Origin of the sequence: Colwellia hornerae (genome assembly GCF_007954355.1) — a bacterium.
Taxonomy (GTDB): Bacteria; Pseudomonadota; Gammaproteobacteria; order Enterobacterales; family Alteromonadaceae; genus Colwellia_A; species Colwellia_A hornerae.
Map to the genome: position 1 here is coordinate 46,418 of NZ_VOLR01000018.1, position 20,425 is coordinate 66,842.

The window sequence follows — 20,425 nt, forward strand, 5'->3', positions numbered from 1 at the left end:
ATAAAACTAACAATAAGAAAATGGAATCTTTATGTATAACGTGATATTAAATTTAAATAAAATAACAGTTGTTGGGTTTTTCGGTTTATCTGTATTGTATTCAGCTAATCTCAAAGCTCAAAGCTTAGAGGCTGCGGTCGCTACAGCACTTGATACACACCCTGATATTCGTCAGGCATTTGCGCGATTTAAAGCTAAAGAAGAAGATGTAAACCGCGCCTCAGCAGGCTATCTTCCAACAATCGACCTAACCGCTGGTTATGGTTATGAATATACAGATACTCCTGGAAATAGAAGAAATGCTATTAATGGTGATGATGGTGAAACCGAATTAGCCCGTGGAGAGTTTGGTGTTAGTATTAAACAAATACTATTTGACGGTATGTTTACGAGTAATGAAATAGATAGAACTAAGTTTGAAGCAAGCGCTGAACAATGGACATTAATTGCCAACGCAGAAGATCTGGCTTTACAAGTTGCTAAAGCCTATTTGAATTTTATTAAAACAGCAGAATTTGTTAAATTATCAGAAAAAAATATTGCATCACATCAAGCAATATATTTACAAATAAAAGAGCGTACAGATTCTGGTTTAGGTAATATTGCTGACTTGTCTCAAGTTACAGGTCGACTCGCACGCGCGCAATCGAATATGATATCGGCGCGCAATAATAACCTTGATGCAAGATCTCAATTTATTCGCTTAACTAATGCTCAACCTAATAGCCTAGTATTACCCGTACCTGACGCTGATATGTTACCTAAAGATAAAGTGTTGGGGTTAAATTTAGCGATAAAAAATCATCCGGTAATTAGATCTGCTCAACAAGATATAAGTGCTGCTCGTTCTTTTAAAAGCTCAATAAATGCAAGGTACTACCCGACACTATCTCTAGAACTAGCCGCAAATTCTGATAATGATATTGCAGGAGAGAGTGGTATTAATCGATTTGGTCCTGATGTGGGTGGTCATCGAAATGATGCTACAGCAATGCTTCGTTTTAGATACAACTTTTATGCTGGTGGTAAAGACGTTGCTTCTGAACGAAGTGCCGCCTATAAAGTTTCCGAAGCACAAGAAATCAACTACAGCGCCCACCGTCAAGTCACTGAAAGTTTTGGCTTAGCGTGGAATGCATTTAAAATGTTAGCGTTACAGAAAAAATATTTAAAGCAACATGTTACCACCTCTAGCGATACAAAATCGGCCTATAAGCAACAGTTTGATATAGGTCAACGAAACCTACTTGATCTACTTGATACCGAAAATGAATTGTTTCAAGCTCGCAAGGATTATTTGGATGCAGACTTTAATGAATTGAGTGCTCAGTACCGTTTATTAAATGCTACTGGGCAGTTGCTTGATTCATTAAGAGTAACAAGGTCAACAAAATGGAAAGGTGAACATGAATACGAGCAAGGGGCTTACAATGAATAAGTTATCAACTAAGCCAATAGAAGTTACTGCAAAATATTTAGTGGTCGCTTTTGCGGCATTATTTGTTAGTGCTTGTGCTGATACACCCGTAGTTACATTAGAAGAGTCAGTTCAGCAACTGCATGATTTAACTGATTATGACAGTGATGGTGTAGTAAAAGCGCGTGAAAAATGTGATGGGACTACTATAGGTGCTGCAATTAACAATTATGGCTGTGGCACTCAAACGTCGAAAATAATGCCTTTTAAAATTGATAGTAAATTTGTTAACAACTCTTATCAATTGTCGGATCAAGCTAATACAGAAATTGGTAAGTTAGCCGAACTTCTTAAGTTGTATCCGCAGATCAATGTAGTGATTGAAGGGCATAGTAGTAAAGTTGGCGCGGCAAAGTTAAATCAAGTGCTTTCTAATAATCGCGCTAAAGCGGTTGCTTTTGTGCTCATCAATAACTTTAAAATTAATGAAGCACGTATTTCTTCAATTGGTTATGGTTTTGAACGCTTAGAAAACTTAGCTGATACTGAACAAGCGCATGCTGAAAATCGTCGTATAATGGCCGAGATATCTCATACAGAAAAAATTGATGATCTCAAGTGGACCATTTATACGGTGAACCAAGCTAATTAATTATTAATGAGTAGCATTAGAAGACGTTCTTTTTTTAAATGGATGGTCATTAAGCCTATTCAGATGCTATGCATCAGCATCATATGTTTAGCCGCTATATTTGCTCAATCTACACTGCCACTTAATGAAAAAGAAATTATCACATCATTGCAGCAGAGTTACGGAGAAAGAGCAGGTAAAAGAGGTAAAGCTTGGTTTAAATTAATGCAACCAAAAGCTGAACATTCAGCATTAGACACATTACAAGAAGTTAATCAATTCTTTAATATGTTTAGGTTTATTGATGATAGTAAACTCTGGGGAGTGAGCAATTATTGGGCGACACCCATCGAATTTATTGGTGTTAATGGTGGCGATTGCGAAGACTATTCAATTGCTAAATATTTCACATTATTAGAGATGGGTATTGCAGATGAAAAAATGAGGATCACTATGGTTAAAGCCGTCCAACTTAATCAATACCATATGGTACTTGCTTACTATGATACACCTAGTGCTATACCATTAATTTTAGATAATCTAGACGGCGTTATTAAACCCGCAAATCAGCGCAACGACCTTATCCCCGTATATAGTTTTAATGCCAGTCAATTATGGTTGAACAAAGCAAAGGGGCAAGGAATTCTTAGTGGAAAATCATCAAAGCTTAAACTTTGGCGAGAATTAAGACAGCGAATAACCACTTCAAAACTTAAACAACCAAAAATTAAAATGGAGTTTTAAGATCATGACCTTATTTAGAGAAATAAACTCATTACTGTTCGCACTTTTTTTATTAGTCATGACCAGTTTAGTTTATTTTCAATTTACACAAACCCGTGACTTTATGAGTCAACAAATGCAATCTGACTTAAACAACACCATAACTTCCTTAGGGTTAATGTTGCAACCTCAGATAGAAACTGGGGATGTAGCCACCGCAGAAACCTTAGTTAATGTTATTTTTGAAGGCGGTTTTTATCGTAAGGTTACGCTTAAATGGTTAGTTGATGGGAAAGAACAAGTTTGGGAAAATCCCGTGGTTATAAAGGGCGTTCCACAATGGTTTATTAACCTAGATTTATTTGAAACACAAAAAAAAGAAAGTTTAATAACCTCAGGCTGGATGCAATTAGCAACACTTGAAGTTGAAGGGCATCCGGCATTGGGTTACCAAGAATTATGGCGAGTGATGAATGACACTGTGATGATTTTATCGTTCCTTTTTATTCTTTCTATTATTGTTTTAAGATTTAAGCTTAATCGTATTTTAAAACCTTTACATAATGTGGCTATCCACGCCAAAAACATTTCGCAACGTAAGTTTGACCAAGACATTGAATTACCCAAGACAACAGAATTAAAAGATGTGGTTGGTGCAATAAATTTAATGTCAGGGCAATTAAAACAAATATTCTCTACTTTAGACGATGAAGTTAATGATCTAAAAGAAGACAAGCTTATTGATCAAGTGTCTCAATTACCTAACCGCCAATATTTGTCTGCACAAATTAATAATTGGCTAAATGAACCAGGTTTTGGTGGTCTTATCTTAGCTAAATTTGATTGGCTTGATGATATCCATAGTAAATATGGCTATCAAGGTCGTGATGAAATAATTAAAGTTGTATCGAAACGCATGCAAGCAGAGTTACCTGACATAGCCGAAAGTGTAATAGCACGTATTGCCAACACAGAATTTGCATTTTTAATCACCAAAGCAGAAAAAAGTACCATCAAAGTTTACCTACAAACATTAATTAGGTTAATTAACCAAGAGATCACTAAAGCCGGTTGTTCGCCTAATACTCGTTTCGCCTTGGGTGTGAGCCAACGTATTGAAAATATGAACTCTGCTGATTTATTGTCTCAATCTGATAACGCGCTACAACAAGCACAACGCGATAATAAAGTAAGTCATTGGATAGATGCTGATCAACCACAGAAATACAGTAGAGAACAATGGCGAAGTAAATTAGTTGACTCCATTAATAACAACCATTTTATTTTTCAATGGCAGCCAATTTTAAGTACAAGAACCAAGAAAGTTATCCAGCGTGAAATTTATTGTCGTTTAAATATTGATGAACAAATTGTTACTGCATCAGAGTTCATGCCATTTATAGAGTTGTTGTCTTTAGGATCTCAGCTTGACCGATGTTTGTTACAGTCGATTGAACAACAAAATATATTAGCGCAATCATCAGAAGGGGTGGCGATCAACTTAACCCATGACACCTTGCAAGATCCACAATTTATTCAATGGTTAACGCAGTACCTTAAGCAGTCAATTTATGCCGATCGTATTTTATTTGAAATACCTGAATCGGCTGCCATAAGCTCACTGAACCAATGCTACCAACTGGCTGAAATTATTAAAGCGGCAGGTGCTAAAATAGGCATTGACCAATGTGGTCGCCAAATTGGCTCTTTAGAATACTTACAAAAGTTACGGCCAAATTATATAAAGTTAGATCTATCTTTCGCCTATTATGAAAAGCTTAATCAAAATAAAGAACTTTGTCGGGCGTTAGTCAATGTAGCAAAAGGACTGGGTATCGCAGTTATTATTACCGGAATTGAAGATCAAGAGCAATTAGCAGCTTTTAATTCATTAAAAGCGGAAGGCTACCAAGGCTATATTTCCCCAGTTGAAGATGTTGATATTAATCACAGCTAAATCTACAGGTGTTAAACATTGAATACTTTAACGACTTAGCCCACCTATTTAGAGTAAGTGTTTATGTTAGGCACTTGTTTTTTTGTATAGAACCTTGTACTAAGGTACAAAAAAGACAAATATTTAATGATGTGTTAAATAAACGATTTATCTTAAAATAAACAAGTACAAGTCATCAGAGGTATGTCATATTTAACACGATCAGTTAGCAATAGTTTGTTCCAACTTCAGGGAGTTAGAGTGACAAGCACCGATAAGACTAAAAAATTAAATCTATCATGGTTTAATAGAAATTTACCCCAAAGTGTTTTGTTCATATTTTTTCTGACAATGGCGGCTGGGTGTTCATCTTTAAACGATGATATTGTCGTCGAAAAGGCTATAAAAATTGAACATCCTTTAAAGGGGCCTTATGAAATAGCGGCCGAAGAAAATATACCGAGTGTTATCAGCTATGAAGAACCAGAAGATTCACTAAGATTTATCAATGAGCCTATTTTTAAATTTAATGATAAGGTCTATCGTTACGTACTTAGCCCCTTTGCAATAGGTTATCAAAAAATTGTTCCTCAGCCAGTTGATCAAAGTATTCGTAACTTTTTTTATAATTTACGTGAACCGCTTTATGCGTTAAATCATTTATTTCAAGGTGAGCTCTCTAAATCAGGTAACAGTCTTGCTCGAGTCTTGGTAAATAGTACCATGGGTTTATTGGGTTTATTTGATCCAGCCGACAGCATGATGAAACTGGTACGTGATAAAACGACTTTTGGAGAAACACTTGCTTCTTATGGCGTTGGACATGGTGCTTATCTTGTTCTCCCTTTACTTGGACCTTCAGATTTACGTGACACGGCATCATTATCGTTCAACTACCTAGCACATCCTCTTAATTTTATTAACGATAAAAGAGCAGCTCAACAATTATTATTGGTTGATGGTATTCAAGCACAAACGGCTATTTTGGCTAAGTATCCACTGGTATTAGCTGACGTTGAAAACCCTTATGAGTTTACACGTAATCTATATATGCAAAGCATCCAACGAGATGGTCAAGAACGTCGTAATGAAGTTTTTAAAACTGAAAAGCAAAAGCAAAAGCAAAAATAACGTTTTTTGTTAGTACTTTAACCCGAAAGTGGAATAAATATGTTTAAAGCGAGTGCAACTTTTTGGGCTTATACCAGCTGTATTATTTTTTGCATGCTCACGACTGCATTAGCCTGGCAAGCGAAAAACTTTGAGATTGATGCCTCAGCAGATACTTTGTTAGTTGATAACAATAAACATTACATTTTAACCCAGCTTGCCGGTCAACGTTATGGCTCTGAAGAATTTATACTAATTGCATTTAAACCGAGTAACAGCCAGTTATTTTCGACAATCAACCTTGATATATTATCTGAACTTGGCAGAAAAATAGAGAAAATAGCTCGAGTCAAACAGGTAAATAGTATTGTTAATGTGCCTATTTTTTCTTCTTCTAAGACAGTTTCTGCGGATGTTGAAGATTTAACTTGGGAAAATAAAAAGTTTGATGAACAAACATTCTCACTAAGTTTAAAAAAACACCCTTTGTATGAGGGCTTGCTTATTAACAAAGACCAAACGGCATTGTCGTTGCAAGTGGTTTTTAATACAGATCAAAAAGTTGAGCAGATAAATTACGATATTATTGATATCAAACGCCATTTATTAAACCGTGAGCTGACAGATAAAGAACAACATTTACTTAAAGCGTTAAAGCAACAACAGCAGAAAATTAACAAACAACTCGAGCAAACTCGTATTGATGAAATTGAAAATATTCGCGCGCTTTTGTTACCCTATAAAAAAGACGGCGCCTTTTATTTAGGCGGTAATAATTTATTGTCATATGAGTTAATTCAAATCATTCAGAATGATTTAGTTCTTTTTGGTGCTTTAATTATTCTTGTAGTCATTGTGTTGTTGTGGTTTTTATTTAGACAAGTAAGTTGGGTAGTTTTACCTATAGTTTGCTGTGCAACAAGTGTTGTTATGACGATAGGTTTACTCGCAGCACTTAATTTTAAAGTGACTGTTATTTCGGCGAATGTATTTGCCCTGCAAATTATTTTGTCTCTGGCCATGATAATTCACCTTATTGTTCATTACCAAGAGTTGGTGTTAAAACACCTCGACTGGGATCACCAAAAACTCGTATTGGCAACCATTAAACAAAAAATAAAACCCTGTTTTTATGCGGGTTTAACGACCTCTATTGGTTTTGGCTCACTTATATTTAGTGGTGTTCAGCCCGTTATAAGTTTCGGTTGGATGATGGTTGTTGCTATGCTGGTCAGCTTTATTGTTAGTTTGGCTTTTTTCCCCGCATTACTGTTAGTCATTTTTAATAAACAAGGTTTTGTTAAGCAGCATCATCAGATTGAAAGGGGAATGCAAGGCGCAGCCACTTTTGTTATAAATCAGCCAAAAAAAATTATTATTATATCTACTTTAATCACCGTTGTTGGCGGCTTGGGTTGTTTAAAGTTAACAGCTGAGAATAGTTTTTTAAATTACTTTAGTGAATCAACCGATGTTAGAAAAGAGCTGACCTTTATCGATCAAGAGTTTGGTGGTTCGACGCCATTTGACCTGTTATTGAATATCCCAGATGAGCAGATAAAATCAGGATTAGTTATCTCGGCAAGTGCAGTACAGACAGTAACAGATATTCAAAATATGTTAGCAAAACAGCAAGCTATTGGCGCGATAACCTCAATTGCCGACTTTACTAAGATCGCTCAAGTGGTCTATGGTAAACCGCTGACAGAATATGAGCTTACCGCACTCTATAAAAGTTTAGATACTGAGCTACAACAGAAACTTTTTGGTGCTTACTTTTCAGAAAAAGATAATCAAATACGAATTTCTATGCGGGTTCAAGACAGTACTAAAGACCTAAATAGAGCCGATTTGTTGGCGCATATCCATAAAGAATTATCTGCAATGGGCATTAAAGAGCAGCAGTATACATTAACTGGTTTGTTTATCCTTTATCAAGATGTACTGTCACGTTTGCTCGACTCGCAAGTGCTGACAATACTCATTGTTTATGGTGCGATGGCGATAACACTGATGATTATATTTTCATCGTTCAAAGTTGCCTGGATTGCTCTGGTGCCTAATTTCATTACTACAGTAGTGATTATGGGCGTTTTAGGGATATTTGCGATCCCGTTAGATTTAATGACTATTACTATAGCTGCGGTTGCTATGGGGATTTCAATGGACGATACCATTCATTATATTCACCGTTATATAGAAGAAATGAAACTTGGCCAAGCCAATAGTGATGATTGGGTTAAACGAACTAATTTATCGATTGGCTATGCATTAATATATACCACCACTGTTATTGTTATCGGTTTTGGTACCTTAATATTCTCTAATTTTGTACCAAGCATATTATTTGGTTTACTCACCAGTATCGCGATGATCGTTGCCTTAGTGACAGATATCACCACATTACCGGTATTATTAAAAAAATATTTAACTAAAAATACCCTTAAACAAAACTAAATAGTTTTAAAAATATTAACCGAGCTAATGAAATATTGAACAAATTAAAGATCAAAGCTTACGTTAAGAGCTGATCGGATACTGCGAAAAACTTATAAGGGCAAAGTTTAATTGTGGCGGTTTTTGTTCTTTGTAAATGCCTATATATTTCAATAAGTAACAAGTTATATCAGTCTGGAGATAACAGTCTTAATATAGATACTTGAATTAAAGCCCGTACAGACCCATATTTATATTTTACTTTTTATATTAACAAATTTTAAAATACTTATTTAGTGAGGTTTACTATGACTGATTCACCTATTCAAATAGTTTGCGCAAGTTGCGGTACGAAAAATCGTTTAGCTAAGGTTAAACTCAATGACCAGCCTCTTTGCGGTAAGTGTGGTAACGCGGTGCTTTCTATTAAACCTGTTGTTGGTAGCGATAAAAACTTTAGCCGTTATATTACCGACAATGGATTACCTGTTATTGTCGACTTTTGGGCACCTTGGTGCGGGCCTTGTAAACAATTTGCACCCACTTTTGAACAGGTTGCTGCTGAGATGTTTACGCAGGCTTGTTTTGTGAAGTTAGACACTGAAAGCAATCAAAATACCGCAGGAGGACATAATATCCGTTCTATTCCTACTTTAATGATATTTCATCACGGCAAAGAAATTGCTCGAATGTCCGGCGCCTTACCCAAAGTACAGTTTAAACAATGGCTAACTGAAAATTTGCCTTTGACAGACACTTAGTAAATATCGTAAAGAACATTCTTTATAGGTGCTGTGGTTACTCACAAGGGACAAAGATCACTCTTGTGAGTAACAAGTTAAACGTTTTTGTTAGTTAATGTTATTCGTTTAATAGCGAGATAAAAAAGCTCATTTCTAAAGCTTTTTCTTTTAAACTTTTAAATCGTCCTGATGCACCGCCATGGCCAGCGTCCATATCTGTCTTAAACAACAATAAATTATCATCTGTTTTAAGCTCTCTCATTTTTGCTACCCACTTCATTGGTTCAAAGTACTGAACCTGAGAGTCATGTAATCCGGTAGTCACCAGTATATTGGGGTAGTGTTGAGCACTGATATTATCCATTGGTGAATAAGATAAAATATCTTGGTAGGCTTGTGCTTCGTTTGGATCACCCCATTCGTCATATTCATTAGTGGTTAGCGGTATGCTTTCATCGAGCATAGTCGTTAACACATCTAAAAAGGGCACATGAGCGCCAATGCCTAAATATAGTTCCGGTGCTTGATTGACCACAGCGCCCATTAATAAGCCGCCAGCGCTACCGCCAGAAGCAAATATTTTATCTTTAGCGCCATATCCTTGGGCAACTAATGCCTTAGTAACATCAATAAAGTCATTAAAGGTATTTTGTTTATGCGCCTTTTTACCGGTTTCATACCATTGTCGGCCTAACATTTCTGAGCCACGAACATGGGCTATAACATAAACAAACCCTCTATCAAGTAAACTTAAAGTTTGACTCGAAAAATCAGGATCTATGGTTAAGCCATAAGCACCATAACCGTATTGAAGAAGTGGGTTGGTACCGTCTTTTTTAAAGGTACTGCGACGATAAACAATTGATACCGGTACTGCTACACCATCACGAGCGTTAATAAATAGACGTTCTGCTTGATAATCGTCTTGGTTAAAGTCTCCTAAGACTTGTTGCTGTTTAAGTAATTTTCGCTGACCTGTCGCTAGGTCAAATTCAAATAAAGAATCGGGCGTTGTTAAACTAGAATAATATAATCTTGCGATGCTAGTGTTTGGCTCTGGATTTTCGTCAAGACAAGCAAAATAACAGGGGTCATCAAAAGATAATGGATAGTGATGACCGGCGTTTTCCCCCTGGGTTGTGTGCACGACAAAACGAATTTGACCATTTTCTCTTTCGGTTATTACAATGAAACGGTGAAATAATTCAATGCCTTCAAGGAGTACATTCTCTCTGTGAGGAATAATTTCTTGCCAGTTATTGATATCATCAATTTGAGCAACTGTGGTTTTCATTAACCTAAAGTTTTTAGCTTGGTAGTTAGTGACAATATAAAAAAATTCACCCATTTTATCGGCGTGATATTCATGTTGTTCTTGATAAGGGAATAGTTCGGTAAACTGGCCATTAGGTTCATTGGCACTGACTACTAAATAATGTGTAGATTCAGTGGCATGTAAACAAATATAAAGTTGAGAGTCATCTCTGCTCTTGTCTAAGCTGATATAAAAACGGTGATCGTCTTCTTCATAAACAAGCACATCATCAGCTTGTGGAGTTCCTAATTTATGGCGATATACTTGTGTGCCAAGTAAAGTTTCTAAATCTTTCTTTACATATAAGATGGTTTTATTGTCGTTCGACCAAACAACTTGTCCTTCAGTTTCAACAAGAATATCGGCTAAATAAGCATCTGGTGCGTTAGACGATTTTGTTAAATCTTTAAAATAAACCGTGTAAATACGGCGGCTGTCAGTATCTTCAGAGATTGACATGATTTGGTCATTTGGACTTATTGATAAATCACCTAAATCATAAAACTCATGATCTTGTGCGCGCTCATTAACATCTAGTAATAGAGTTTTGTTTTCACCAGCAAAGCTTGTTGCTCGGTAATAGTTTGAAAACTCTTGCTCGCCATTAATTTCGCTGTGATACCAATATTTCCCGTCTTTTGCTGGCACGGTATTATCGTCCTTGACAATCCGGTCTTTAAGTTCATTAAAAAGTAATGCTTGTAAAGGCTTTTGCTTGGCCAACATAACATCAGCATAATTATTTTCATCATTAAGGTGTGCTAACACTTTTTCATCACTGCGCTGGTCGTCACGCATCCAATAATAATTATCGATACGTTGATGATTATGTTTTTCCATTAGATGGGGGGTCTTTGCCGCTATTGGTGCAGTCATATTTTTGTTTGACGCAGCTGATATAAGTGAAGATGTTGGCACTAAGTGCTCCTAGTTAAACGATGAATGAAATGAGTGTTTTTAAAGAAAAACGTGATAAAAATTTATCGAGCTATTATAGATTAAGTGAACGCTTGAAAATAGACTAAGGTTAGTTGGCTACGCTTTCATGGTAATGACCAGGTTACCTTCGAAAAACTTCAATTGTTTAAGCAAAATTTCTTGTGTATCAGCTGTCATAAATACGTGACCAACTTCGCTACTGGTACTGTCGTGCGCGAAAACTTCGTCCCCAGTTGTAATATTAAATTTAAATTGTTCTATTTCTTTAAGTGCTCTGCATTGCTCTATACCCGAAATTTCATCAATAATTCCTGGCCCCGGATGGATCATAAGCACGCACGCAAATTTGGTCGCTTTTATCGGTAAGGGTTTGGGTGTCGCTCCGGTTTCCAATTCAACATAGGTTTTCCATGGATTGAATCCATAGGCATATTGAATGAGTTCCATATAGTATCCGCCGGGAGGTCGTACTGCCATTTCGCCAAATACCGGCCCCGCTTTGGTAAGATAAAATTCGGCATGAGTCATGCCATTTTTAACGCCAAATCCTTTAATGACTTGATCATTTATGGCGATGATTTTTTCTTGTAAGGCTTGCGCTAAACTTGCCGGTAATATTGATTTTTTCCACTGGTGAAGATAGTCGGTGATATTATGAAAAATTGGCTCACCATTATGGATTAACGTCTCTACGCTGACTTCACGGCCTTCGACAAAAGCTTCCGCCAGTAAGCCGGGCTTATAATGTAACGTTACCTCAGCTAAGTTTTTTAGCACCATAACGCCTCTTGCACCTGATTCGGCTACTGGTTTAACAACAAGTGGCAGACCTAATTTTTCAACTAAGGATTCAGGCGTATCTTTATCATCAATGAGATGAAATTTTGTAATGGGAATATTGTGCTCTAAAGCTTTGAGTTTCATCTCGTTTTTATTATGTAAAATGCGGGTTATGCTAAGTGGTGTACCTGTAAGTTTGAATTTTTGACGAACCATAGCAGCAATATCGACACTCGATTCAGTGGCTGCAATAACATACTCGATATTAAATGCCCGTATTGCGGTGATATCAGCTTTTAAAAGATTTTTTTCAACGTTTTCAAATGATGTTTCAATATAACCGGACAACTTTTCTTTTCGACTTTCGTGAAGGGGACCATCACTCCAGAGAAAAACGTTATGGCCTAATTTTAATGCGGCGCGATAACATCGACCTCTTCTACCAACAATTAGTACATTCGCCATTAAATACCTCTAATAATTTCCAACTCATATTTTTATCTGCTGAGTCTAGTGAATATATATAAATTAATATATAAGAATATTTAGATTATTTAGTACAAAAGAAGAGGGCAGGTTAAAGTTTCAAACAGTGGTGTACTTTGCATCATTATCGTATTGTTAAATAGGGTCAGATATTAAGGAAGATAACGCTTAGCTGACCCATAGTTAATATGCCTGGGACAAGGCATATTAACTTTTATTGATAACGTTTAACGGTAAAACGCTTCAACTGTTCCTTTAGATGTCATCAAAAGTGGCTGGCCACGACGGTCTAACGCTTTGTTCATTGTGACTTTTACCCAACCTTCGCTGATGCAATACTCTTCAACATCAAAACGTTCTTTGCCATTGAGTCGAATACCTATCTCGTGTTGAAAAATTTCTTCTACATGATGTGGGCTGCGAGGATTACCTGATAGGCGATCGGGTAAAGCGGGTAGCGATGTCGTATCGTTCATGTTTGTGACCTATGATAAAAAATTGCGCTATTGTAGGCAATATATAGATAGCGCTCAAGCGCTGTTTAATAAATTTACCCCCTAGCGGCAACTAAATGTTAAGCATAACAGAAAATATATTGTTCTTTAGCCACATCTATGGCTCATTTCATCGATGTTTTCTTAAAGTCGCTCATTTTTAGATAAGCACCTTTAAATTGCCGGTGTCGCTTGAATAACTTTATTTCTAAGCCATTTATTTGCTGGTTCAAAGTCTAGGTTTGTGTGCCAATAAAGGTGCATATCAATATCAGGGAGTGCTACAGGTAAGGGATATATAACTAAGTCTAGCAATTGTGCATACATTTTAGCGGTTGTTTCCGTTGCGGTGAGTAACATATCATTACCTGCTATTACCCGACACGCGGAAAATGTATGCTGACACCGCAAACCTATTCTACGTTGTAAGCCAAGACGAGCTAATTCGAAATCCTCAATGCTCGGGCCTGCTGAACGTGATGACACTAAAATATGGTCCATCGCTAAATAGCTTTCTAAGTCTAGTATTGCTTTGATTTGTGGGTTGTTTTTACGTGCTACAACGACTAATTTATCTTTTTCTAATTGGGTATGTAATATATTGTCACTGACGGGCAATAATGTATCGATGGCTAAATCAATGTCGCCACTGGCGAGTTTGTTTTCCAGTTCATGGCGATTAACTCGGCGGCTACTTTGTATATTTACCCAGGGCGCTTCTTTATGAATTCTCTGTATCAAAGGCGGTAAGTAAGAGGCTTCTAACGCAACGTGCAACGAAATGGTAAAACTTTTGCGCGAGGTCATCGGCTGAAATTGTTTTGACTGTGCTAAACATATTTGTAATTGACGTAAAGCTTCACGCACATCTGCAACAACATTATTAGCCACCACAGTAGGTCGCATTTCATTGCCTTGGCGTACAAAAAGTGGATCGTCAAAATGTGCACGTAACTTGCTCAAAGAGTGACTAACCGCAGGTTGTGATAAATTCAGTGCTGACGCTGCTTTAGTAATATTGCCTTCGCAGTAAATAGCTTCAAATACCACAAATAAATTTAAGTCAACTTTCATCGCTATTTTCAACCTAGTTCGTCAAGTAAGTCATCAATATTGTCATTCTATTCATAAAATGAATAGTTAATCATTAAGTTTATTACTTTATTTAACTTAATTAGAGTCATATATTTAAACAATCGCTATTTATTTGTGCTGATTAATCTTTATTTTAGTGACTTTATTCGGAAGAGGAATAGTAGGTCATAATAACTATTCATTTGTTTAATTGTATGTTGGCAATTAATATCAATAAATCAAAAAAAACAGATGTTAAAGAATCTCAATAAGTGATGAAAGTGATAATAAGTCAGTACTTTATTCTATTTAAACAGCAGCCTACTACAGTGAACGGGTAAACTTATGACGGCCATTTATCTTATACGTCACGGGCAAGCCTCTTTTGGTAAAGCCGATTACGACCTCCTGTCTGAAAAAGGCCGTGAACAATCTCGTTTATTGGGTAAGTATTGGCAAGCTATGTCTGCACCAGAAAAAATCTACTCGGGTGATTTGCTGCGACACGGACAAACCCTAGAACACTTTTTATTGGGATATGAAAGTGAACCATCTCCAGTGATCTTGCATTCAGGGTTTAATGAGTTTAATCATCAAGAATTGTTAACTTGCCATGATGCACGATGGAAAGATTTTTCAAAAATGGCTGCGATAATGAGTGAACAGCCGAGCGCAAGTAAAGCTTTTCAAAAAGAGTTTGCCAATGCATTGTCACGGTGGATAAGTGGCAACCACGACAAAGATTATAAAGAAAGTTGGAGTCAATTTAAACAACGTTGTGTTAGCGCATTGCACGATGTCATTAAGCAAGAGCTAACGGCAAGAAAAACGCCTAGGCAAGCCAATCAACATACAAACAATATTTGTATTTTTACCTCAAGTGGCACCATAGCAGTCATTATTCAGCATGTTTTAGGCTTGTCCGATGATAAAGCATTAATCATTAATCAACAGTCACGCAATACCGGCGTTACTAAACTACTCTTTTCAGAAAAGAATTTAAGCATTGATTATTTTAACAACTATAGTCACTTGACCCTTGCAGGTGAAGACTGGGTTACGTTTAGATAATCGATATAATATTAGCAATTAACAAGGAGACTTAACATGAACAAGTTCAACTTATTCGATCTAACAGGAAAAATCGCTTTGGTTACCGGCGCAAGTCGTGGCATTGGTGAACAGATAGCTAAATTACTGGCGCAAAGTGGCGCCCATGTCATTGTTTCTAGCCGTAAAGTTGAAGGTTGCCAAACTGTAGTTGACGATATTATTGCAGATGGAGGCAGCGCTCAAGCTATCCCTTGTCATATCGGAGAAATGGACCAAATAGAAAGCATTTTCTCGCTGATTAAAGAACAACACGGCAAGCTTGATATTTTGGTTAATAACGCCGCGGCAAATCCCTATTTTGGCCATGTGTTAGATACTGATTTAGGTGCTTTTCAAAAAACAGTCGACGTGAATATTCGCGGGTATTTTTTCATGTCAGTTATCGGGGCAAAACTAATGAAAGAAAATAATGGTGGCGCTATTGTCAATGTTGCCTCTATTAACGGCGTTATCCCAGGTGACTTTCAGGGTATTTATTCAATTACCAAAGCGGCTGTCATCTCTATGACCAAGACCTTTGCTAAAGAGTGTGCCCAATTTAATATTCGCGTTAATGCTTTATTACCTGGCGGCACCGATACAAAATTTGCGTCAACATTAGTTAATAATCCCAAGATACTTGAACAAATGCTGCATCACGTGCCGATGAAGCGAATTGCACAACCTGAAGAAATGGCTGGCACTGTGCTTTACTTGGTTTCAAATGCATCAAGTTACACGACAGGTACTGCGATTAACGTTGATGGTGGTTATTTAATTGGCTAGGTAGTAAAGCGATTAATAACGGCAATATTTAATATCAATAAATTTTAGGAAATAAAATGAGTAACACTAATTCAGCTAAACTCTTCGAGTCATTTTCATCTGGCGGACTCACCTTAAAAAATCGTACGGTGATGGCCCCGATGACGAGAACCTTTTCGCCTAATTATATCGCCAATAATGATGTTGCAAAATATTATCGACGCAGAGCAGAAGGAAATGTTGGTTTAATTATTACCGAAGGTACTTTCATTTCTCATAAAGCGGCTAATGGCTATGAACGAGTTCCTGCTATTTTTGGTGAAGAAGCTTTAGCCGGTTGGAAACATGTTGTTGATGAAGTACACGCCGCTGGAGGTAAAATCGTGCCACAAATTTGGCATGTTGGCTCAGTGAGAAAAGCAGGTATTGGTCCTGATAAATCGGTACCTGCCTACAGCCCATCTGGATTATATAAACCCGGCGCGCCTAATGGTATTGAGATGAGCCAAGCCGATATAGACGAAGTTGTTGCTTCCTTTGCACAAGCCGCTGTTGATGCTAAAAATGTTGGTTTCGATGGCGTTGAAGTTCATGGTGCTCATGGTTATTTGGTTGATCAGTTCTTCTGGGAAGGAACAAATCAACGTGAGGATGGGTACGGAGGTTCATTGGAAAATCGTACCCGCTTTGGTGTGGAAATTGTCCAAGCAATCCGCGCCGCTGTTGGTGAAGACTTTCCTATTATCTTTAGATTTTCTCAATGGAAGCAACAAGACTACGATGCAAAACTCTGCCAAACACCCGCAGAGTTAACGACTTTTTTAACACTATTGAGTGATGCTGGGGTTGATATATTTCATGCCAGCACCCGCCGCTTTTGGTTACCAGAATTTGAAGGTTCGACGCTAAATTTAGCTGGATGGACGAAAAAAATAACGCACAAGCCGGTAATAACTGTGGGCAGTGTTGGACTCGACAGTGATTTCACCGGTGAAGGTAGTATGGATCTAGGCGGTGCTTCTAACCCAACCGGTATTGACGGTTTATTAACGCGCTTAAATAATGATGAATTTGATTTGGTTGCTATTGGCCGGGCGTTGTTAGTCGATCCTGAGTGGGTTAATAAAATACGAGATAAAAAAGAAGACCAAATAGCGCCGTTTAATAAAGAAGCGCTGATGAAGTTAAGCTAAATAAATTAAGTCAGTTGTCGGTTGATGAATTAAGTTTCAACCGCTGATGATTTTTGGATATCGTGACATAAAAATTCTCACTGCACTCGTTAGTAAACGGGCGCTATTAAATTATAGGGATCTCTCATGGATTTTGAATACAGTGACAAAGTTAACGCATTAATAAATCGTGTAAATTTATTTATGGATAAATATGTTTATCCTGCTGAGCAGAAAATGCATGAACAAGTTGCGCAAGAGCCTTGGTCAACACCACCGCTAATGGAAGAGCTAAAAGCGAAAGCAAAAGCAGAAGGGCTATGGAATTTATTCTTACCTTTGAGTTATGGCAAATATAGTGCGGGTTTAACTAACCTAGAATATGCACCTTTAGCTGAAATTATGGGTAAAGTGATGTGGGCGCCAGAAGTTTTTAATTGTGCGGCTCCCGACACCGGCAATATGGAAGTTCTCGCTAAATATGGTAGTGAAGCCCAGAAAAAGCAGTGGCTAGAGCCGCTACTTGAAGGAAAAATTCGCTCCGCTTTTGCCATGACAGAGCCTGAAGTTGCTTCAAGTGATGCGACCAATATTGAATTACGTATCGAACGTGACGGTGATGAATATGTCATCAATGGTAAAAAGTTTTACATCAGTGGGGCGTGTCGTAAACAATGTGAAATTATGATTGTTATGGGCAAAACCGACCCAGATAATGAAAATCGTTATATTCAACAATCGCAAGTGCTAGTGCCAATGAGAACACCCGGTGTCACTATGGTTCGCCCAATGAAAGTGTTTGGCTATGATGATTCGCCAGAAGGGCATGCCGAAATTATTTTTGAAAATGTTCGAGTGCCTATCGACAACATTATTGTTGCTGAAGGTAAAGGGTTTGAAATCGCGCAAGGGCGCTTAGGTCCTGGTCGTATTCATCATTGCATGCGTTCAGTGGGCGTTGCTCAGCGTGCGTTAGATTTAATGTGTCAGCGTGTTAATGAACGTATTGTCTTTGGTCGACCGATGATAAAACAACAATCAATACGCGAAGATATTGCTATTTCAGCTTGTCAAATTGAACAAGCGCGTTTGATGACGTTAAAAGCGGCACAAAAAATGGACCTTGAAGGTAATAAAGCGGCGAAAGATATTATTGCCATGATAAAAATAGTTGCGCCGAAGATGTCACTTGATGTTATTGACCGAGCCATTCAATGCCATGGCGCGGTAGGGGTTAGTCAGGATACCTTTTTAGCACATGCTTATGCGGGCCAAAGAACATTACGTTTAGCAGATGGTCCTGATCAAGTTCACATGATGCAACTTGGGCGAGATTTAGTTAAAAAATCGACATAACGTCAAACGATTATTGAAATTAACCGGCTTAAATCAGAAAGAGAATAAAGACATGGCAGCAAACGTACCTTTTGATGTTGAAAAACTCACCGCTTATTTAGCGCTTCATCTTAATGGTTTTATCGGGCCCATCACCCTTGATAAATTTTCAGGTGGGCAATCTAATCCAACGTATAAAGTAATAGCGCAGTCTGGAACATTCGTCCTGCGCAGCCAACCACCGGGCAAATTGCTAAAATCAGCACATGCGGTTGACCGTGAATATAAAGTGCTTGCGGCGTTAAAATCTTCTGACGTGCCTGTCGCCGAGGTTTATCACCTTTGTGAAGACACCAGTATTATTGGTTCGATGTTTTATCTGATGGAGTATTGTGATGGTAGCGTTTATTGGAGTGCCTCATTAACAGCAGTAAAAACCAATGAATATCGCAGTCAAATGTACGATGCGATGAACAATGCTTTGGTTGCCTTACATCGAATTAATGTTGAAAGTATTGGGCTTAGTGAGTACGGAAAAGCGGGTAATTATTTTCAACGTCAATATGACCGTTGGTCAGCGCAATACCGCGCCTCAGCACTTAAAAAAATAACAGCAATGGACGAGTTAAACCAATGGCTTGAAGTTAATCTTCCCGCAGATGATGGCAAAGTTTGTTTAGTCCATGGTGACTTTCGTTTAGACAACATGATGTTTGCTAAAGACAAACCAGAAATTATAGCCATTCTTGATTGGGAACTCTCAACCTTAGGACATCCGTTTTCTGATCTAGCCTACCAATGTATGGGATTACGTATGCCTCAAGGCATTGGCAGCATCGACGGCTTAAAAGGCGTAGATAGAGCAAGTTTAGGTATTCCAACGGAAGAAGAATATGTCGCCACTTATTGTCAGCGCATGGGCATTGAAAAGATTGATAACTGGACATTTTATCTCGCTTTTAGTTTTTTCAGATTAGCCGCCATTGTTCAAGGTGTTGCAAAAAGAGCGTCACAGGGCAATGCATCGAATGAGAATGCCAGTAAAATCGGTCAGTTTGTTGAACCTTTAGCATTGATGGCTTTAGAGATAATAGGGCAAGAAAAGGTCACCAAATAGCAGTTAGCGATTGAATTTAGCACCATGACAATAAATACGTTCAAATAATATTTTAAGGAAAAAAAAATGGATCCATTATTAGATTTTACCGGAAAAGTTGCTGTTATTACGGGAGCTGCTCAGGGGTTTGGTATGTTATTAGCCCAAGAATTAGCTCAGCGTGGTGCTAAGTTAGTGATCAGTGATATTAACGAAGCAGGTGTTAATAAAGTGGCCAATGATATTGCCGCTTCAGGCGCTGAGGTGTTCGCACTTCAATGTGATGTTGCTAACAATGTAGATTGTAAAGCTATGGTCGACTTAGCCATTGAAAAGTTTGGTCGTGTTGACATTGGCGTTAATAATGCCGGGGTTGCTCATGATTTTCATGCCTTACACGAAATTGACGAAGCGCTAATGGATAGACAATTTGCCATTAATGTTAAAGGTGTGCAGTTTGGCATGAGTCATCAAATTAAGCAGATGTTAACGCAGCAAGGTGGCGCCATTTTAAACGTTAGCTCAATGGCAGGTCTTGGCGGTGCGGCAAAAGTTGCGGCTTATTCTATGGCAAAGCATGCCGTTATTGGTTTAACAAAAACGGGCGCTGTTGAATATGGTCGCCATAATATTCGTATCAATGCGATATGTCCTTTTTTTACCTTAACTAAAATGGTCACTGATATGGCCGATGAAAGTATGCAAAGTAAAATGAGTTTAGGTGCGCCAATGAAACGTTTAGCCGAGCCTAAAGAGGTTGTTGCCGTGATGCTAATGATGCTGTCACCCGCAAACACATATATGACCGGGCAATGTATTGCAATTGATGGCGGTGTATCAGCACAGTAAACAATAATCTTGTGTTACTTTTTTAAATAGTT

Annotated in this window: 17 protein-coding genes; 13 read left to right on the forward strand and 4 right to left on the reverse strand. The window is 37.7% G+C overall.

Annotation, left to right across the window (positions count from 1 at the left end; translation table 11 throughout):
• The first annotated feature begins 31 nt into the window (after positions 1 to 31).
• The 7 genes from ESZ26_RS13215 to trxC all read left to right on the forward strand — a co-directional run bounded on the left by ESZ26_RS13215 (position 32) and on the right by trxC (position 9,014).
• Positions 32 to 1,438, forward strand: coding sequence for a TolC family outer membrane protein (locus ESZ26_RS13215; RefSeq protein WP_146799951.1), 1,407 nt, complete (start codon positions 32 to 34; stop codon positions 1,436 to 1,438).
• A complete protein-coding gene (locus ESZ26_RS13220; protein WP_223271678.1) occupies positions 1,431 to 2,069 on the forward strand; it encodes an OmpA family protein in 639 nt (212 codons plus the stop codon). The genes ESZ26_RS13215 and ESZ26_RS13220 overlap by 8 nt, the downstream gene beginning before the upstream one ends.
• 6 nt (positions 2,070 to 2,075) lie before the next feature.
• On the forward strand, positions 2,076 to 2,792 hold the full coding sequence (locus ESZ26_RS13225; protein ID WP_395881211.1) for a transglutaminase-like cysteine peptidase: 717 nt from the start codon (positions 2,076 to 2,078) through the stop codon (positions 2,790 to 2,792).
• A gap of 4 nt (positions 2,793 to 2,796) precedes the next feature.
• Positions 2,797 to 4,728 carry a bifunctional diguanylate cyclase/phosphodiesterase gene (locus ESZ26_RS13230; protein ID WP_146799953.1) on the forward strand — a complete coding sequence of 644 codons (1,932 nt, stop codon included), beginning with the start codon at positions 2,797 to 2,799 and terminating at the stop codon, positions 4,726 to 4,728.
• A 240-nt stretch (positions 4,729 to 4,968) separates the two neighbouring features.
• Positions 4,969 to 5,838, forward strand: coding sequence for an MlaA family lipoprotein (locus tag ESZ26_RS13235; protein ID WP_170246380.1), 870 nt, complete (start codon positions 4,969 to 4,971; stop codon positions 5,836 to 5,838).
• Between the two features lie 39 nt (positions 5,839 to 5,877).
• Positions 5,878 to 8,274 (forward strand): efflux RND transporter permease subunit, encoded by a 2,397-nt coding sequence (locus tag ESZ26_RS13240; protein WP_146799955.1) that lies wholly within the window; start codon positions 5,878 to 5,880, stop codon positions 8,272 to 8,274.
• A 287-nt stretch (positions 8,275 to 8,561) separates the two neighbouring features.
• On the forward strand, positions 8,562 to 9,014 hold the full coding sequence (gene trxC, locus ESZ26_RS13245; RefSeq protein WP_146799956.1) for a thioredoxin TrxC: 453 nt from the start codon (positions 8,562 to 8,564) through the stop codon (positions 9,012 to 9,014).
• Positions 9,015 to 9,114: 100 nt separating this feature from the next.
• Here trxC and ESZ26_RS13250 read toward each other — a convergent pair whose 3' ends face one another.
• The 4 genes from ESZ26_RS13250 to ESZ26_RS13265 form a co-directional block, all read right to left on the reverse strand.
• Entirely contained in the window at positions 9,115 to 11,187 is a 2,073-nt protein-coding gene (locus tag ESZ26_RS13250; protein WP_146799989.1) for a S9 family peptidase, read from the reverse strand.
• 159 nt (positions 11,188 to 11,346) lie between these two features.
• Complete coding sequence (locus ESZ26_RS13255) at positions 11,347 to 12,495, reverse strand: ATP-grasp domain-containing protein (protein WP_146799957.1); 1,149 nt, start codon at positions 12,493 to 12,495, stop codon at positions 11,347 to 11,349.
• A gap of 248 nt (positions 12,496 to 12,743) precedes the next feature.
• Positions 12,744 to 12,992 (reverse strand): DUF3297 family protein, encoded by a 249-nt coding sequence (locus tag ESZ26_RS13260; RefSeq protein WP_146799958.1) that lies wholly within the window; start codon positions 12,990 to 12,992, stop codon positions 12,744 to 12,746.
• A gap of 192 nt (positions 12,993 to 13,184) precedes the next feature.
• A complete protein-coding gene (locus tag ESZ26_RS13265) occupies positions 13,185 to 14,084 on the reverse strand; it encodes a LysR family transcriptional regulator (RefSeq protein WP_146799959.1) in 900 nt (299 codons plus the stop codon).
• 345 nt (positions 14,085 to 14,429) lie between these two features.
• Here ESZ26_RS13265 and ESZ26_RS13270 point away from each other — a divergent pair, with 345 nt between their 5' ends.
• The 6 genes from ESZ26_RS13270 (at position 14,430) to ESZ26_RS13295 (ending at position 20,393) form a co-directional block, all read left to right on the forward strand.
• Positions 14,430 to 15,155, forward strand: coding sequence for a histidine phosphatase family protein (locus tag ESZ26_RS13270; protein WP_146799960.1), 726 nt, complete (start codon positions 14,430 to 14,432; stop codon positions 15,153 to 15,155).
• A 36-nt stretch (positions 15,156 to 15,191) separates the two neighbouring features.
• Positions 15,192 to 15,962: an SDR family oxidoreductase gene (locus ESZ26_RS13275; protein WP_146799961.1), complete on the forward strand. Its 771-nt coding sequence runs from the start codon at positions 15,192 to 15,194 to the stop codon at positions 15,960 to 15,962.
• 56 nt (positions 15,963 to 16,018) lie between these two features.
• Positions 16,019 to 17,134, forward strand: a complete 1,116-nt coding sequence (locus ESZ26_RS13280; protein ID WP_146799962.1) for an NADH:flavin oxidoreductase — start codon at positions 16,019 to 16,021, stop codon at positions 17,132 to 17,134.
• 126 nt (positions 17,135 to 17,260) lie between these two features.
• Positions 17,261 to 18,469 (forward strand): acyl-CoA dehydrogenase family protein, encoded by a 1,209-nt coding sequence (locus ESZ26_RS13285; protein WP_146799963.1) that lies wholly within the window; start codon positions 17,261 to 17,263, stop codon positions 18,467 to 18,469.
• 52 nt (positions 18,470 to 18,521) lie between these two features.
• Positions 18,522 to 19,565 (forward strand): phosphotransferase family protein, encoded by a 1,044-nt coding sequence (locus tag ESZ26_RS13290; protein WP_146799964.1) that lies wholly within the window; start codon positions 18,522 to 18,524, stop codon positions 19,563 to 19,565.
• Positions 19,566 to 19,631: 66 nt separating this feature from the next.
• Entirely contained in the window at positions 19,632 to 20,393 is a 762-nt protein-coding gene (locus ESZ26_RS13295; RefSeq protein ID WP_146799965.1) for an SDR family NAD(P)-dependent oxidoreductase, read from the forward strand.
• Positions 20,394 to 20,425: the final 32 nt, after the last annotated feature.

What these genes read in the sequence shown, in the direction of transcription:
- ESZ26_RS13215 (WP_146799951.1), top strand. Translation starts at nt 32, where the DNA reads ATGTATAACGTGATATTAAATTTAAATAAAATAACAGTTGTTGGGTTT.
- ESZ26_RS13220 (WP_223271678.1), top strand. Translation starts at nt 1,431, where the DNA reads ATGAATAAGTTATCAACTAAGCCAATAGAAGTTACTGCAAAATATTTA.
- ESZ26_RS13225 (WP_395881211.1), top strand. Translation starts at nt 2,076, where the DNA reads ATGAGTAGCATTAGAAGACGTTCTTTTTTTAAATGGATGGTCATTAAG.
- ESZ26_RS13230 (WP_146799953.1), top strand. Translation starts at nt 2,797, where the DNA reads ATGACCTTATTTAGAGAAATAAACTCATTACTGTTCGCACTTTTTTTA.
- ESZ26_RS13240 (WP_146799955.1), top strand. Translation starts at nt 5,878, where the DNA reads ATGTTTAAAGCGAGTGCAACTTTTTGGGCTTATACCAGCTGTATTATT.
- trxC (WP_146799956.1), top strand. Translation starts at nt 8,562, where the DNA reads ATGACTGATTCACCTATTCAAATAGTTTGCGCAAGTTGCGGTACGAAA.
- ESZ26_RS13250 (WP_146799989.1), bottom strand. Translation starts at nt 11,187, where the DNA reads ATGACTGCACCAATAGCGGCAAAGACCCCCCATCTAATGGAAAAACAT.
- ESZ26_RS13255 (WP_146799957.1), bottom strand. Translation starts at nt 12,495, where the DNA reads ATGGCGAATGTACTAATTGTTGGTAGAAGAGGTCGATGTTATCGCGCC.
- ESZ26_RS13260 (WP_146799958.1), bottom strand. Translation starts at nt 12,992, where the DNA reads ATGAACGATACGACATCGCTACCCGCTTTACCCGATCGCCTATCAGGT.
- ESZ26_RS13265 (WP_146799959.1), bottom strand. Translation starts at nt 14,084, where the DNA reads ATGAAAGTTGACTTAAATTTATTTGTGGTATTTGAAGCTATTTACTGC.
- ESZ26_RS13270 (WP_146799960.1), top strand. Translation starts at nt 14,430, where the DNA reads ATGACGGCCATTTATCTTATACGTCACGGGCAAGCCTCTTTTGGTAAA.
- ESZ26_RS13275 (WP_146799961.1), top strand. Translation starts at nt 15,192, where the DNA reads ATGAACAAGTTCAACTTATTCGATCTAACAGGAAAAATCGCTTTGGTT.
- ESZ26_RS13280 (WP_146799962.1), top strand. Translation starts at nt 16,019, where the DNA reads ATGAGTAACACTAATTCAGCTAAACTCTTCGAGTCATTTTCATCTGGC.
- ESZ26_RS13285 (WP_146799963.1), top strand. Translation starts at nt 17,261, where the DNA reads ATGGATTTTGAATACAGTGACAAAGTTAACGCATTAATAAATCGTGTA.
- ESZ26_RS13290 (WP_146799964.1), top strand. Translation starts at nt 18,522, where the DNA reads ATGGCAGCAAACGTACCTTTTGATGTTGAAAAACTCACCGCTTATTTA.
- ESZ26_RS13295 (WP_146799965.1), top strand. Translation starts at nt 19,632, where the DNA reads ATGGATCCATTATTAGATTTTACCGGAAAAGTTGCTGTTATTACGGGA.